At 67.7% G+C, this 13,985-nt stretch carries 10 protein-coding genes; 3 read left to right on the forward strand and 7 right to left on the reverse strand.

All coding sequences use genetic code 11. The features are described 5' to 3' along the window. Positions 1-16: 16 nt before the first annotated feature. Both BLV57_RS30565 and BLV57_RS30570 read right to left on the reverse strand, forming a co-directional pair. Complete coding sequence (locus BLV57_RS30565) at positions 17-1,000, reverse strand: S-adenosylmethionine:tRNA ribosyltransferase-isomerase (RefSeq protein ID WP_091294617.1); 984 nt, start codon at positions 998-1,000, stop codon at positions 17-19. Continuing rightward, complete coding sequence (locus BLV57_RS30570) at positions 997-1,659, reverse strand: SDR family NAD(P)-dependent oxidoreductase (RefSeq protein WP_091294619.1); 663 nt, start codon at positions 1,657-1,659, stop codon at positions 997-999. The genes BLV57_RS30565 and BLV57_RS30570 overlap by 4 nt, the downstream gene beginning before the upstream one ends. 98 nt (positions 1,660-1,757) lie before the next feature. Here BLV57_RS30570 and BLV57_RS30575 point away from each other — a divergent pair, with 98 nt between their 5' ends. Next, positions 1,758-3,356: a sensor histidine kinase gene (locus BLV57_RS30575; protein ID WP_342741225.1), complete on the forward strand. Its 1,599-nt coding sequence runs from the start codon at positions 1,758-1,760 to the stop codon at positions 3,354-3,356. Here BLV57_RS30575 and folP read toward each other — a convergent pair. Continuing rightward, the gene (gene folP / locus BLV57_RS30580) at positions 3,353-4,219 is read right to left on the reverse strand and encodes a dihydropteroate synthase (RefSeq protein ID WP_218134902.1); all 867 of its coding nucleotides are present in this window, start codon (positions 4,217-4,219) and stop codon (positions 3,353-3,355) included. The two genes, BLV57_RS30575 and folP, sit on opposite strands and share 4 nt — an antisense overlap. Before the next feature lie 28 nt (positions 4,220-4,247). After that, positions 4,248-6,197 (reverse strand): S53 family peptidase, encoded by a 1,950-nt coding sequence (locus tag BLV57_RS30585; RefSeq protein ID WP_091294620.1) that lies wholly within the window; start codon positions 6,195-6,197, stop codon positions 4,248-4,250. Positions 6,198-6,489: 292 nt separating this feature from the next. On the opposite strand from BLV57_RS30585, the gene BLV57_RS30590 reads away from it, so the two are divergent. Further along, positions 6,490-7,026: a GNAT family N-acetyltransferase gene (locus BLV57_RS30590; protein WP_176968878.1), complete on the forward strand. Its 537-nt coding sequence runs from the start codon at positions 6,490-6,492 to the stop codon at positions 7,024-7,026. Between the two features lie 168 nt (positions 7,027-7,194). Here BLV57_RS30590 and BLV57_RS30595 read toward each other — a convergent pair whose 3' ends face one another. Genes BLV57_RS30595 through BLV57_RS30605 form a run of 3 tightly spaced genes read right to left on the reverse strand, consistent with a single transcriptional unit; the run spans position 7,195 to position 11,953 of the window. Beyond that, the gene (locus tag BLV57_RS30595) at positions 7,195-8,355 is read right to left on the reverse strand and encodes an ROK family transcriptional regulator (protein ID WP_091294623.1); all 1,161 of its coding nucleotides are present in this window, start codon (positions 8,353-8,355) and stop codon (positions 7,195-7,197) included. 50 nt (positions 8,356-8,405) lie between these two features. Continuing rightward, positions 8,406-10,166 (reverse strand): alpha-L-fucosidase, encoded by a 1,761-nt coding sequence (locus BLV57_RS30600; RefSeq protein WP_091294625.1) that lies wholly within the window; start codon positions 10,164-10,166, stop codon positions 8,406-8,408. Next, positions 10,163-11,953 carry a discoidin domain-containing protein gene (locus BLV57_RS30605; RefSeq protein WP_091294627.1) on the reverse strand — a complete coding sequence of 597 codons (1,791 nt, stop codon included), beginning with the start codon at positions 11,951-11,953 and terminating at the stop codon, positions 10,163-10,165. The genes BLV57_RS30600 and BLV57_RS30605 overlap by 4 nt, the downstream gene beginning before the upstream one ends. Before the next feature lie 361 nt (positions 11,954-12,314). Between BLV57_RS30605 and BLV57_RS30610 the strand changes: the two genes are divergently transcribed. Next, positions 12,315-13,508: a glycoside hydrolase family 88/105 protein gene (locus BLV57_RS30610; protein ID WP_091294629.1), complete on the forward strand. Its 1,194-nt coding sequence runs from the start codon at positions 12,315-12,317 to the stop codon at positions 13,506-13,508. Positions 13,509-13,985 lie beyond the last annotated feature (477 nt).

Here is a 13,985-nt window from a genome sequence, read left to right on the forward strand (position 1 = left end):
TTGACAAGGGCAGGGCTCACTGATTCAGCAATAGTGAGACATCGCCGAACTCGTGCCAAAGATAGCGATGTTCCAACGCTTCCCGGTAGGCCTTCTCAACCACTGAAGCGCCGGCGACCGCTTCGAGTAACAGCAGGTGGGACGCGTTCGGCGCGTGCAGGCCGGTCACCAGGCCATCGACCACCGTCGCGGGCCGGTCCGGCCCGAGCACAAGACCCGTCCACCCTTCGGAACCGCCGGGCGCCGCCGACTCGAGCGCCCTGACCACGGTGGTGCCGACGGCGATGACCCGGCCGCCTTCGCCGCGCACCCAGTCGGCCAGCCGCGCGGTGGTCGCGGGCACCCGGAACCATTCGTCCTGTGGTGGCTCATGCGACTCCAGCGACGAGACGCCGGTGTGCAGCAGGATCGGCGCGAACAGCACTCCCCGGCTGACGAGCTTCGTGACCAGTTCGGCCGTGAACGGCCGCCCGGCGCTGGGCATCTCCGCGCTGCCGGGGTCGCGGCCGAACACGGTCTGGTAGTTCTCGATCGGCCAGCGCCGGGGCACATAGCCATAGCTGATCGGCCTGCCGACCCGGGCGAGGAAGGCGGTCACCCGGCCTTCGACGGCGAACTCGGCGTGCCAAAGGCGGCCGTGCCGTTCGGTGAGCACCAGCTCGGCGCCCGCCGGTAGACCGAACCGGTCGCCTTGGTGCGCTTTCAGATATGGACCGTCGGGTGTCCTCAATTCGACCACCCAAGTGCGCTCGTCGAGTTCGGTCGAGAAATGCGCGACGATCCCCGGCGTGGTCGTGTCGACGGCGGCGGGCAACGTCGCCGAAGTGTTGACGACCAGCAGATCGCCCGCCTTCAGGAACCGGTCCAGGTCGGTGAACGTGGTGTGCTCGACGCCCTGGGTGTCCGCGACGAGCAGGCGGACCTCGTCGCGGGCGAGACCGCGGGCCTCGGGCGGCGCGCTGGCGTTCAATTCGGACGGCAGCTCGAAGCGAATGGTCATAGCTTGCTCGCCTGGTACCGGCCGCTCGGCGCGCGTCCGCCCAGCAGGCGCAGGAAAGCGGGCACGACCGTTTCCGGCTCTGGCCGGTCCGAAATGTCCTCGCCGGGGAACGCGCGCTGGTGCATCGCGGTGCGCATGTCACCGGGATCGAACGCGTAGACGGCGAGTTCCGGATTCTCGACGCCGAGCACAGCGGTGAGCTGGTCGAGCGCCGCCTTGGCCGAACCGTAGCCACCCCAGCCTTCATAAGCTTCGACAGCGGCGTCGGAACTTACGTTGATGATCGTGCCCTTGGCGGCGATGAGCGCGGGCAGCACGAGCTGGCTCAGCGCGAGTGGCGCGAAAACGTCCACCCGGTAGACGGCGGCGAGTTCGTCGAGCGGGTAGCCGCCGAGCTTCGGCAGCGGACTCGGCCCGAGCGTGCTGGCGTTGTTGACGAGCAGGTCGAGTTCCGGCCCGGCGGCCGTGGCCAGCTCGGCCCGGTGCGCGGGATCGGCGATGTCGCCGGCGATCGCGCGCGCCCCGGTCTCCTCGGCGACCCGGCGCAGCGCGTCCTCGCCGCGCGCGTCGATGACGAGCGTCCAGCCCTGGCCGGAGAGCGCGCGGGTGAGCGCGAGCCCCAGCCCGGCCGAAGCGCCGGTGATGAGTGCGACAGGCATTAGGTGTCCTCCCGGAAGTGGGGTCACCATCCATGCTGAAACCTCCATATTGCTGGAGGTCAAGTGGCGCACTTCCAGGTGCGGGCTAAACTCCGGCCGTGCGGGGCAACGGGGGTGGGGAGCGATCGCACGGCGTGCTGGTCGCGATCTGCCTCGCGGCCGGGGTGGTGCTCGGGCTCGTCGCGATGACCGTCAAGGGCAGCGATCCCAACCACACGGCCTTCGACACGGCGTTGTCCACCACCACCGGCTTCCTCTACCTCGGCGCGGGCGCGACGGCGCACGCGCGGCGGCCGACGAACCGGGTCGGGCTGCTGATGGCCTGGGTCGGACTCCTGTTCTTCACCGAGGATCTCAAGCTCGCCACCAACCCGGTGATCTTCACGCTGGGCCTGCTGTTCTCCACCGCGTCCGGGCCGGGCGTCGTCCACCTGGTGCTGGCGTTCCCGGACGGTGAACTCAAGTCGCGCTGGGAACGGCTGCTGGTGATCGGCACCTACACGGTGTCGTTCGGGCTGGCGCTGGCGATCATGCTGTTCAACGACTCGCGGGGACTCACCCCGCATCGAGAGCCGAACCTGCTGCTGATCACGTCGAACGACCGGCTCGCCGAGCTGTTCGACCGCTGTCTGGAGGGCGTCGGGGCGCTGATCGCGGTGGGTGTGGTCACCGTGCTCGTCTATCGCTGGGTGACCGGAAAAGTGCCACAGCGGCGGCTTCTGACGCCGGTGCTCGCGGTCGCGGTGACCGGCGCGTGCCTGTCGGTGGTGGGCAATCTCGCCGGGGCGAACGGCGGCGAAGGCCCCGGCGGGCCGGTCATCCGGACCGTCTACAACCTCGTCTTCTGCCTGTGGCCGCTCGCGTTCCTGCTCGGCGTCCTGCGTGCGCGGATCGGGTCGGCCGAGCTGGCCAGGCTGCTCGCCGACCGCGACGAGGGACGGCTGACCGCTCTCGTCAAAGACGACGCCGTCTGGCAGGACAGCCATTCCTACAACGCGCTGACCGCGGCGGCCGGGCTGGTGCGCGACAACCAGCGGCTGGCCGCCGAGTTGGAGAAGCAACTCGCCGAGGTCCGCGAATCGCGGGCCAGGATCGTGTCGGCCAGTGACAACGAGCGCCGCCGGGTCGAACGCGACCTGCACGACGGCGCCCAGCAGCGGCTGGTGAGCGTGCTGCTCAGCGTGCGGATGGCCCGCCAGCGGTTCGACGGTTCGCTCACGCCTGAACTCGACGAGGTGCTCACCGCGACCGCGCACGAGCTGCAGAACGCGATCACCGAACTACGTGAGCTCGCCAGGGGCATCCGGCCGCGCATCCTGACCGAGGACGGCCTGCTGCCCGCCATCCGGTCTCTGGTCGAGCGGGTCCCGCTGATCATCCAGCTGCATCTCGGCGAGATCCCCCGGCTGCCGGACCCGGTCGAGCTGACCGCCTACTTCGTCGTCTCGGAATCGCTGACCAACACGCTGAAGCACGCGCGGGCGTCGCGGGTGTCGATCGAGGTGGTCATCGACAACGGGGTGCTGCGGCTCGAGATCACCGACGACGGCATCGGGTGCGCGGAACTCAACGCCGACGGGACGGGCCTGAGCAACCTGCGCGACCGCGTGCGCGCGCTCGACGGCGAGCTGATCGTGCACAGCGCGGAGAAAGCCGGAACCAGCGTGCTCGCGGTCATCCCGCTGGCGACTCCTTAGGCGAGACCGCGGACGGCTCGCGCGGGCGGGCGGTCACCCTGGATGGCGGCGACCATTTCCAGGACTTGGCGCGTGCGGCGCACCTCGTGCACGCGGAAGACCGCGCAGCCGTCGGCCGCGGCGAGCGCGGTGGAGGCGAGCGTGCCGTCGACCCGCTCGGCCAGTTCGACGCCGAGCGTCTCGCCGACGAAGTCCTTGTTGGACAGTGCCATCAGCACCGGCCAGCCGGTGGCGACCAGCTCCTTGGCGTGCCGCAGCAAAGCCAGGCTGTGCCAGGTGTTCTTGCCGAAGTCGTGCGTCGGGTCGATGAGGATCCCCTCGCGGGGCACCCCGAGTCCGACCAGCAGCTCGGCATGGCGGGTGGTCTCTTCGACGACGTCGGCGACGATGTCGTCGTAATGCACGCGGAACGGGCGGGTACGCGGCACCGCGTGGCCGGTGTGTGAGCAGACGTACCCCGCGCCGAACTCGGCCGCGACCTCGGCGAGCTTCGGGTCGGCGCCCGCCCAGGTGTCGTTGATCAGGTCGGCGCCCACCTCGCAGGCCCGCCTGCCGACCTCGTGGCGCCAGGTGTCGACGCTGATCACCACGCCGGGATACCGCGAGCGGATCTCCGCGACGAACGGGACGACGCGGCGGAGTTCCTCGTCGACGTCGACGTTCGCGCCGGGTCCGGCCTTCACTCCGCCGATGTCGATGATGTCGGCGCCCTCGTCGACGGCGCGGCCGACCGCGGCGAGCGCGGTCTCGTCGGAGAAGGTGGCGCCCTTGTCGTAGAAGGAGTCCGGGGTGCGGTTGACGATCGCCATGACCAGCGCGCGGTCGGCGGCCACACGGCGGCCCCGGAAGGTCAGCTCGATCACGAGCCGACCTTACCGGGGCCGCGGCGAGTCAGACGAGGAACAAGAACAGCAGGCCGTTAGGCGTGCCGAGACCGGTCACGTTGTCGTAGCCTGCGGTCGTGTGGATCGTCAGGTTGGGATAGTCGAACAGCCGCGCCGACCGCACGAGGCCGCCGGAGGCGTCGACGCCGTTGACGTAGTCGACGCGGGCGACCGCGCCGTCGACGTGCTGGGTGTCGGCGATCGCGGAGGTCCGCGAGGTGACCTTGTAGATCACCGGGTTGATGAACCCGTGGTGGAAGTGCGTCAGGCTGTCCGCCACCGCCATCACGCCCGCGAACACCGGCGACGCGAGGCTGGTGCCGCCGATGCGGTACTGGTCGTAGTGCGCGCCTTCGGGGAAGGTCTGCGTCTGGCCGACCAGGAACCCGGTGTTCGGGTCACCGACCGCGGAGATGTCCGGGACGACCCGGCCCTTCTTGTTGCCGTGCTGGTTCTGCGTGGACAGCGCGTCGGGCACGACACCCTGCTGGTAGAACGGCTGCTCGAACAGGCGGCTGGTGCCACCGCCCGAGCCACTCGTGTACGCGCCGGGGAACGCGGGCGTGTACGCGCCGTTGGTCAGCGTGCTCTTGCCGGTCTCCCAGCCGGTCTCGAAGATGCGCTTGCCGTCCTTGCCGACCGCGAGGCTGGTGCCGCCGACCGCGGTGATCCACGGCGCCGACGCGGAGAAGTCGGGCGACGGGGTGCCGAGGCGGGCGACCTCGTCGCCGTTGTCACCGGAGGAGAAGTACACGCCGATGCCCTGGAGCACGGCCTGCAGCGAGATCTGGTTGAACGCCTTCACCTCGTCGGCGGGGATGTCCTCGCCGGTGTCGCCGTAGGAGTTCGAGATGATGTCGGCCTTCTGCCCGGCGACCACCCAGTTCAGCGCGATGTCGAGCGAAAGGTCCTGGCAGTCGGAACCGCCGACGTAGAGGATGTCCGCGCCGGGCGCGAGCCCGTGCGCCGCCTCGACGTCGAGGGTCTCCTCGCCGTACCAGCCCGCCGCGTCGCAGCCGTCCGGTCCTTCGAGGTCGGGGTTGACCGGGAAGACCTTCTGCGAGAACTGCGAGGCCTTCAGCGGGTGCGCCGGGTCGTTGCGGCGGGCGTACTCGCTGGCGTCGGCGTAGATGGTCGGCGAGGCGAACGCGTCGATGATCGCGATCGTGGTGCCGCGGCCGTCCGCGCCGAGCTTCGCGGCAGTGTCGAGCCCGTAGGCCGAGCGCAGCTGTGCCGGGGTGTACCCGCAGGGCGCGTACGGCAGCTGCTTGCCGTTGTAGGCCGGGTCGGTGGTGTCGGTCTTCTCGCCGTAGTAGCTGCTGCACGGCGCCGCGTTGCGGAAGCCGGGGCCCGGCGGGACGTCCTGCGGCTTGTCGCGGCCGTCGGTGTGGTTCGGCTTGAACAGGTTGGTCGCCTGGTCGACACCGATCACGCCGAGCACGTCCTTGGCGAGCGCGGCGGGCACCGACAGGTTCTTGTCGGCCGCACGCAGCGTCTGGCCCTTGACCGCGTACTTGCCGAGCTTGATGTCGAACGCCTGCTGCACCTGGTCGGCGGTGCCGGTCGCCTCGACGTACGCCCGGTTCGACGGCACCGAGCCGATCGCGAACCCGGCGCCGGAGAGCCAGGTCTTGACGGCGCCGACCGTGACGTCGCTCGCCGCGAACTTGTCACGGACCTGCGCGGCGCTGAGGTACTTGCGGTACGACGGGCTGCCGGGCTCCGAGACGGACCGCGCCGCGGCCTCGGCGGCGGCCTGGTCACGCAGGTTGAGGTAGACCCGGAACGTCAGCTTCGCGCTGGGCGCGGCGTCGGCGACCTTGGCCTGGGGCGTCGCCCAGGCCGGGTGCGACTCGGGGATGTCAGACCGTCCTTGGGCGGAAGCGGCTGACGGAGCCGCGGCGGCGAACCCTCCCACCACCGCGAACGCGAGCAACATCGTAAGGGTTCTTCGCACAGGGACTCCCTTTCATGAACCGTCCACGATCGCGCGGACAACGCCGAGACCCTAAATCCGATCACCGGTCCGAGGAAGCGAAAAAATGACCACATTTAAAACGTTATCTAGGCCGCCTGAATTCGCCACTTCAGTGTAAAAAACCGAAAGCGGGCGCTAAATCCGATTTGCCTGCCGGGCAATCGTGGCGAAATGCGCTCGGACGCCTGGAACGTCCGGTTCGACCGGCGTCCACAACTGTTGACGCGATCCAGGGCCACGGATGTCACTCAGTGCGGCTAACCTACTTTCGATGGGCCCTCCCTCGCTGACGATCCGTCCCGCGCAGCCGCGGGACGCCGCCACGCTGCTCAAGCTTCAGCTCGCTCTCGACGAGGAGAGCGAGTTCATGTTGCTGGACAGAGGCGAGCGGGCCGACGACCCCGCCGAGGTGCGGGCCCGCCTGCAGGCGATCGCGGACGGTGTCGACTACTCATTCGTCCTTTTGGCCGAATACGAAGGTGGACTCGTCGGCTATATCGACGTGGCCGTACTGCCGTACGCCCGCAGCAGGCGCACCGGATACGTGGTGATGGGCGTCGCGTCCGACGCGCAGGGCAAGGGCATCGGAAAGGCTTTGCTCGCCGAAGCCACCCAATACGGGGCGGGCCTGGGCCTGCGAAGACTCGAACTGACCGTCATGACGTACAACCATTCGGCCATCGGCCTCTATCTCGCGTCCGGTTTCCAGGTGGAGGGCCTGCGCGCGGCCTCCATCGACCACGGCGGCATCGCCGTCGACGAGTACTACATGGGCCTGCTGCTCAGCCCCGAGTCCTGGGAGAACTGAGGCCCCGACCTCACCCTCGAAGTGTGGTTTAGATCACTCCATCCCGGCCGCCGCCAGCTGGAAGTTGATCTTATTCAAGCCCGCTAATACGGTGTTCAACGGCTTTTCCCGGCTTCGTCAGGCCCGTTTCCCCGGGTGATCTTCGCCCATTCCCTGGCAATTCGATGATCACCGCATCGCCGCGAGCCGCGCGTCGACGGCCTCGGCCGAGAAGACGTTTTCGACGACCATCGAGCAGGCCCCGGTCACCGCGGCGCCGTCGCCGCGGCGCCCGAGGTCGATCCGGAGTCGTTGCGTCGCACGGGGAAGCGCGCGCTGGAGCAGCACCTCCCTGACCCCGGTCGCGAAGTGCGGCTCGGCGAGGTCGCCCGCCAGCACCAGCACACCGGGATTGAGCACGCAGACCACAGTGGACAGCACCTCCCCCACCTGCCGCCCGGCGATCCGGGTCAGCCGGACGGCGACGGGCTCGCCCGCGTTGACCCGCTCGCGCACCGACGAGCCGGACGCGGTCGGGAAGCCTGCCTCGGTCAGCTTGGCGGCCAGCGCGCCGCCGCTGGCCACCGCGGCGAGACAGCCGATCGACCCGCACATGCAGCGCGACTCGGCGTCCCCCGGCACCCGGACATGGCCGATGTCGCCCGCGCCGCCGTCGATGCCGCGGTAGACCTGCCCGTCGAAGATCAGGCCAGCGCCGATGCCGGTCGACACCTTGACGAGCGCGAAGGCCGCGCAGCCCGCGTAGTGCGTGCGCTGGGTGCCCAAGGCCATCAGGTTCGCGTCGTTGTCGACGAACACCGGCACGCCGAAGCGCTCGGTCAGGTACGCGGGGATGTCGAACGCGTCCCAGCCCGGCATGATCGGCGGCTGGATCGTGCGGCCGCTCGCGAAGTCGACCGGACCCGGCACCGACAGGCCGATGCCGCAGGCTTCGCGCGCGTTGCGGCCGCTCTCGGCGAGCAGGCCCCGAAACCACTGGACGATCTTGTCGAGCACGGCGACCGGACCGTCGGCGACCCGCAGCGCGCCAGCCCGGCGGGCCAGGCGGCGGCCGGAGAGGTCGGTGAGCGCGGCCTCGGCGTGCATGGTGTCGACGCTGGCGGCCAGTACGACGGCGTGCTGGTCGTCGAAGCGCAGCTGACGGGCCGGACGGCCGCCCGTGGAGTCCTCCTGACCCGATTCGGCGAGCCACCCGGCGGCCTGCAACGCGTCCAGCCTGCCGGTGAGTGTCGAGCGGGACAGCCCGGTCCTGGCCTGCAAGGCCTTGCGCGTGGTCGCTTGACCGGTCCTGACCAGGTGCAACAGCTCCCCGGCGCTGGTGGTCGTCATACTCGTGAGTGTTGCCGACGGTTCTAACCGTCGGCAACACTCACGACCTTTTAGAAGCTCAGACGAACCTCGTCGATCTTGAGCTGCTGGAAGAACTTCGGCGCGGTCGCGGCCGCCCAGGTGCTGGCCACCTCGACCCGGACGAACTTCGTCCAGGTCCGCGGGAAGTCGACGAAGTGGACACCGCGGGCGCTCGGCAGCTGCGCGGTCTTGAGCGCCGTCCACGTGACACCGTCATCCGAGACCGAAACCGTGTAGTCCTTGATGCGAGCGGACTGTTCGGTCGCCGAACGCGCGTAGCTGACCGACCATTCGCGCTGGTTGATGGCGACCGAGGACACCGGCAGCTTCACCGGGAGCTTGAAGTCCAGCGAAACGGGCAGCTTGCCGCCGTTGTCCCAGAAGTTCTGGAAGTTCCCGTCGACCAGGTTGACCGCGGGCGCGGTGGCCGTCTCGGCGCTGGCCGTCGCGGTCACCAGCTGGCGCGGCCACTGGAACAGCTGGCCGCCGAGCGTCTGGACCTTGAGCACGGTGTCGTTGGCGTCCCAGGTGATGCCTTCGACGGTGAGCGTGCCGTCGCGCTGGCTGAACCGCAGCGGCTTGCCGGTGCGCAGGTCGCTCACCCGGCCGACCAGATAGCCGTTGTCGCGGACCTTAAGCGTGTTCCCGGTGGACGGTGCGGTCAGCACGTGGACGTACTGCTGGCTCGGCTGGTCCTTCTTGATCGTGGTCACGCCGTGCGCGCCGTCGTTCCAGAAGCCCGGCTGCAGCCCGCCGTAGAGGTAGCCGCCGCCCTCGGTGCCGTCGATCGACTCCTTGATCGGCGCGATCGTCTGGGCGAACCAGGTGTTGTAGGCCTCCTGCTTGGGCGGGAACTTGCCGTTGATCATGGCGGTTTCGGCCATCAGCGACTTGATCGACGAGCCGGTGTTGGTGACGTAGCGGCCGAGGTTGAGCTGGGCGCTGACGTCCTGGTCCGACCCGGTGTACCACCAGGAGCCCTTGTCCGGCAGCTTGAAGCAGGCCTCGGTCAGGCGCGGCGCCGGGGTGTAGGTCGCTTGGGGGTAGTCGTACGCCGGCGTCATGCCGACCTTCTGCTCGTTGCTGATCGTGTCCATGATCGGCGTGTCTTCGTTGTTGTTGCTGAGCAGGAAGTTCGGCCGCTCGGCGCGGATGCGCTCGTAGAGCTTGTTGCGCTCCCAGTAGGCGTTGTCGTTGTCGATCCAGAACCCGGACAGATCCGGGTAGTTCTGCATGACCTCGACGATGTTGTCGTAGCTGTACTCGCCGAAGCCATCGCGCGTGGTCAGGTCGACGTTCTTGCCCTTGTACGCCGAGTACGCGGCCGAGTCGAGCTGCTCCCAGCCGCCTTCGGCGTGCCACTGCGGGTCGTCGGTCATGTAGAGGATGACGTGCAGGCCCTTGGCCTTGGCCGCGTCGATCGTCTCGCGCAGGAAGTCACGCTCGGTGTGCGCGCTGCCGGGGATCTTCGACGGCCACGCGCGACCGTAGCCGAGCCTGCTGTGGAACGAGGCGAGCACGAGGTACTTGGCGTTGAGCTTCTGCGCCTCGTCGACCCAGTAGTCGGCCTTCCAGCCACCGTCGGTGATGGCCTTCTCCCACGACGCGCCATCGCGGAAGCCTGGCGCGGTGCGCATGCCCCAGTGCAGGAAGAGCCCGCCCGAGGCGTCACGCAGCCAGTCCTGGCGCGGATTGAACAGCTCGGCCGAGGCCTGCTGGGTGGTGGTGACGACGCCGAGCAGCGTCGTCATGGCCGCCGCGAGGACGGCCAGTCTCCGTACGAGTTTCATGATGCCGCCGTCGCGTAGGACGAGCCGATCCAGGCTTCGTCGATCCCCAGTTTCTTGTAGTGCTTGGTGTCGGTCGACGCCGACCACGTGCTCGTCACCTGGACGCGCACGTACCGGCTGGTGACGGTGGACAGGTCGATGAACGCGACGCCGCGGTGGCTGGCGAGCTGGCCGGTCTTGACCGCGCTCCCCCAGTTCTGGCCGTCGCTGGACACGTAGACCTTGTAGTCCTTGATCCTCGCGGACTGCTCGGTGTCGGACTTCGCGTAGCTGACCGAGTCCTCGCGCTGGTTGAGCCCGACGTACTGGACCTTCTTCGCCGAGCCGAGGTCGAAGTCCACATTGACCGGCAATGTCCTGTTGTTGTCCCAATAGGACAGATAGCTGCCGTCGCCGATGGCCGACGCGGCGTGCCCGCTCGCCGAGGCGCTGGCCTTCTCGGTGACCGTCGCCGGGTCGTAGATGCCCGTGCGACCCGCGGTCTCGACCTTGAAGACGGTGTCGTACTGGTCCCACGTGGACAGTCCGGTCAAGTTCAGGCTGCCGCCACTCTGCGTGAACGCGATGGTGGCGCCTGTGCGCAGGTTGGTGACCTTTTTGACGCGGTATCCGTTGTCGCGCACCTTGAGCGTGCTGGTCGACGGCTTGGTCAGCACGTGGATGTACTGATTGTCCTTATTGGACCTGCTGATCGTGGTGACGCCGTGCGCGCCGTCGTTCCAGAAGCCGGGCTTGAGGCCACCGTTGAGATAGCCGCCGCCTTCGGTACCGCCGATCGACTCCCAGATGTCGCGGAGGTAGCCGTTGGCGAAATTGTTGAAGGCCTCCTGCTTGGCGGGGAACTTGCCGTTCACCATGGCGGTCTCGGCCATCAGCGACTTGATCGAGGAGCCCGAGTTCGTGATGTATCGGCCGAGCGTGAGCCTGTAGTCCACTGTGGAGTCCGTGCCGCTGTACCACCAGGCGCCCCCGCTCGGAAGCTTGAAACAGGCCTCGGTGAGCCGCGGCTGGGCCGTGTAGGTCGCTTGTGGATAGTCGTAGGACGGCGTCATGCCGGTCTTCTGCTCGTTGCTGATCGTGTCCATGATCGGCGTGTCTTCGTTGTTGTTGCTGAGCAGGTAGTTCGGCCGGTCCGCGCGGATCTTCTCGTACAGCCCGTGCGACTCCCAGTACGCGTTGTCGTTGTCGATCCAGAAACCGCCGAGGTCCGGGTAGCGCTGCATGACCTCGAGGAAGCTGTCGTAGCTGTACTGACCGAAACCGTCCCTTGTGGTCAAATCGACGTTTTTGCCCTTGTACTTCGAATACGCGGCCGAGTCGAGCCACTCGTGGCCACCCTCGGCGTGCCACTGCGGGTCGTCGGTCATGTAGTTGATGACCTTGAGGCCCTGCGGCTTGGCCGCGGCGATGAGCTCACCGAGGAAGTCCCGCTTAGTGGCACAACTGCCGGGAACGCTCGACGGCCAAGCCTTCGAGTAGCCGAGTTTGCTGTGGAACGAGGCCAAAACGATGTACTGCGCATGCAACTTCTTGGCTTCGGTGACCCAATAAGCAGGTGACCAGCCACCGTCGGTAACCGCTTTCTCCCAGGCGCCGCAACTGGTGTAGCCCGGCGACGTGCGCATTCCCCAGTGGAGGAAGAGCCCGGCCTGCCCGTCACGGAGCCATTGCTGGCGCGGATTCTGCAGCTCGGCGGCCGCCGGAGCCACTCCGACGAGCCCGAACGCGGTCACCATCGCGGCCAGGGCGACGGTCGCCCTGCGCAGGATGGAACGTCTGCCTGACATGGGCGACCTCCACTGGTCTGATCACCCGGTGGTGTACCCGACGCGCGCCCGGCGGTCAATACTTAGGTCGGACCACTGGCCGCCGACCTTGTCACAGGTGTACCAAAGTATGCGGCCGTACGGGTTAAATATCTGATATATGACCCAAGACATCTGATCTCTTCTTGACGATCGGCCGTTCACCCGAGTAGACGTATCTCATGCAAGTGACGCACACGAGCTGAGTCACTCGCACCAGGGCGACACAGCTCGCCCCCAAGGACTGGTCGGGATGCCGACGGACGGCGGATCGGCATCCCGGCCACCCTTGAAAATTCTGCGCCGCGTCACCCGGCCCATCCTTGCAGCAGGAGGACAACGAATGTCCGAAGATCAACCACGCCTCTCGCGCCGGTCGATGCTCACCGGAACGATGGGCGCCCTTGGCGTGCTCGCGGTTCCGGGGACCGCGGCCTGGGCGGACGACGTGCTCTCGCCCATCGGGACGGACGCGGCGCCGACCGACTGGTCACGCGCGGTGATCGACTCCACGATGAAGCGCTACACCCCCGCGAACATGGGCGGCTGGGGCTACACGCGTGGTCTGTACCTTTATGGTCAGTACCTGTTCTACAAGCGGACAGGTGAGAAGAAGTACCTCGACTACATCATCGCCTGGTACGACCGGTTCATCACCGACAGCGGCATCTCCAACAGCTTCACCAACCTGGACTCGATGCGGTCCTGCCAGATGCTGCCGCTGCTCTACACCGAGACCGGCAAGCAGAAGTACAAGACCGCGGCCGACCAGCTGCGCAAGAAGTTCCCCGGCTACAAGCGCACCAGCGACGGCGGCATGTGGCACGCCAGCAGCAAGGTCGGCCAGCTGTGGGCCGACGGTGTCTACATGGCACAGCCGTTCCTCGCGTTGTACGGCAAGACGTTCAACGACCAGACCTACTGCTACGAAGAGTCGGCGAAGAACGTCATCGTCTACTTCACGCACCTCAAGGAGCCCGCGAAGGGCTTGCTGTACCACGCTTACGACGAAGACGGCTCCGAGTCATGGGCGTCGGGCGGCGGTCACCACTCGAAGTACCACTGGGCCCGCGCCATCGGCTGGACCGCGATGACCGCCATCGACCTGCTCGAGATCCTGCCCGCGAGCCACCCGCGCCGCGCCGGCCTGATCGAGGTCGTGAAGTTCCTCGCCGACGGCTTCAAGAAGTACCAGGACCCGGCGACCGGCCGCTGGTACCAGATCGTCGACCGCGGCAGCGACTCGAAGAACTGGCTCGAGACCTCGGCCTCGTCGATGTACACGTTCATGATCTCGCGCGGTGTCGAGCGTGGCTACCTGGACCCGTCGTACAAGACGGTGTCGGACAAGGGATACGCCGGCGTGCTGCAGAAGGTGAAGGTCGGCTCGGACGGGCTCACCAACATCACCGACATCTGCGAAGGCACCAACGTCGGCGACACGGCCTACTACTACGGCCGCGCCCGCAACACCAACGACTTCCACGGCCTCGGCGCCTTCCTCGTGATGAACGAGCAGTTCATGAAGACCGCCTAGGGTTTTGGCTCGCTAGGCTTTTGACTCGCTCCGGGCCCCGGCCGCGCCTCCGCGCGACCGGGGCCCTTTGCGTACCAAGGGGTTTCCTCGGCCGAGTTCGAGGTGGTTGCGCAGTGAAGCGAGGGTGCCCTTCAGTGCGTACTAAGCACTCGGGGGTCCCCTCGCTGCGCGACCAAGCTCAGATCAGAGTCGTCTGTCCACGCGAGTGGTAACTCCGCTGCATCTAACGGAGCAGAGGTACCACTCGCGCAAGCCCGTCCGGCTGGAGCGAGGGAGCGCCAAGCAAGCCGGGGGTCGTGAGTGGTATTGCCGGTTCTAACCGGCCGGAACACTCACGACCCCCGAGTGCCGCCTAAGCAGGCCCGCACCGGTCGGGCCAAGGCGTGGGGTCGCTTGGGGGTCGTGCGCGTTGCGGGCGGTTCTAACCGCCCGCAACGCTCACGAGCCCTTCGACGCCGGGCTCGGGATAAAGCGGGC

Source organism: Amycolatopsis xylanica, from assembly GCF_900107045.1.
Lineage (GTDB): Bacteria > Actinomycetota > Actinomycetes > Mycobacteriales > Pseudonocardiaceae > Amycolatopsis > Amycolatopsis xylanica.

Excerpts from the sequence above, each read along its gene's own strand:
- BLV57_RS30565 (WP_091294617.1), bottom strand. The coding sequence starts at position 1,000 with ATGACCATTCGCTTCGAGCTGCCGTCCGAATTGAACGCCAGCGCGCCG.
- BLV57_RS30570 (WP_091294619.1), bottom strand. The coding sequence starts at position 1,659 with ATGCCTGTCGCACTCATCACCGGCGCTTCGGCCGGGCTGGGGCTCGCG.
- BLV57_RS30590 (WP_176968878.1), top strand. The coding sequence starts at position 6,490 with ATGGGCCCTCCCTCGCTGACGATCCGTCCCGCGCAGCCGCGGGACGCC.
- BLV57_RS30595 (WP_091294623.1), bottom strand. The coding sequence starts at position 8,355 with ATGACGACCACCAGCGCCGGGGAGCTGTTGCACCTGGTCAGGACCGGT.
- BLV57_RS30600 (WP_091294625.1), bottom strand. The coding sequence starts at position 10,166 with ATGAAACTCGTACGGAGACTGGCCGTCCTCGCGGCGGCCATGACGACG.
- BLV57_RS30605 (WP_091294627.1), bottom strand. The coding sequence starts at position 11,953 with ATGTCAGGCAGACGTTCCATCCTGCGCAGGGCGACCGTCGCCCTGGCC.
- BLV57_RS30610 (WP_091294629.1), top strand. The coding sequence starts at position 12,315 with ATGTCCGAAGATCAACCACGCCTCTCGCGCCGGTCGATGCTCACCGGA.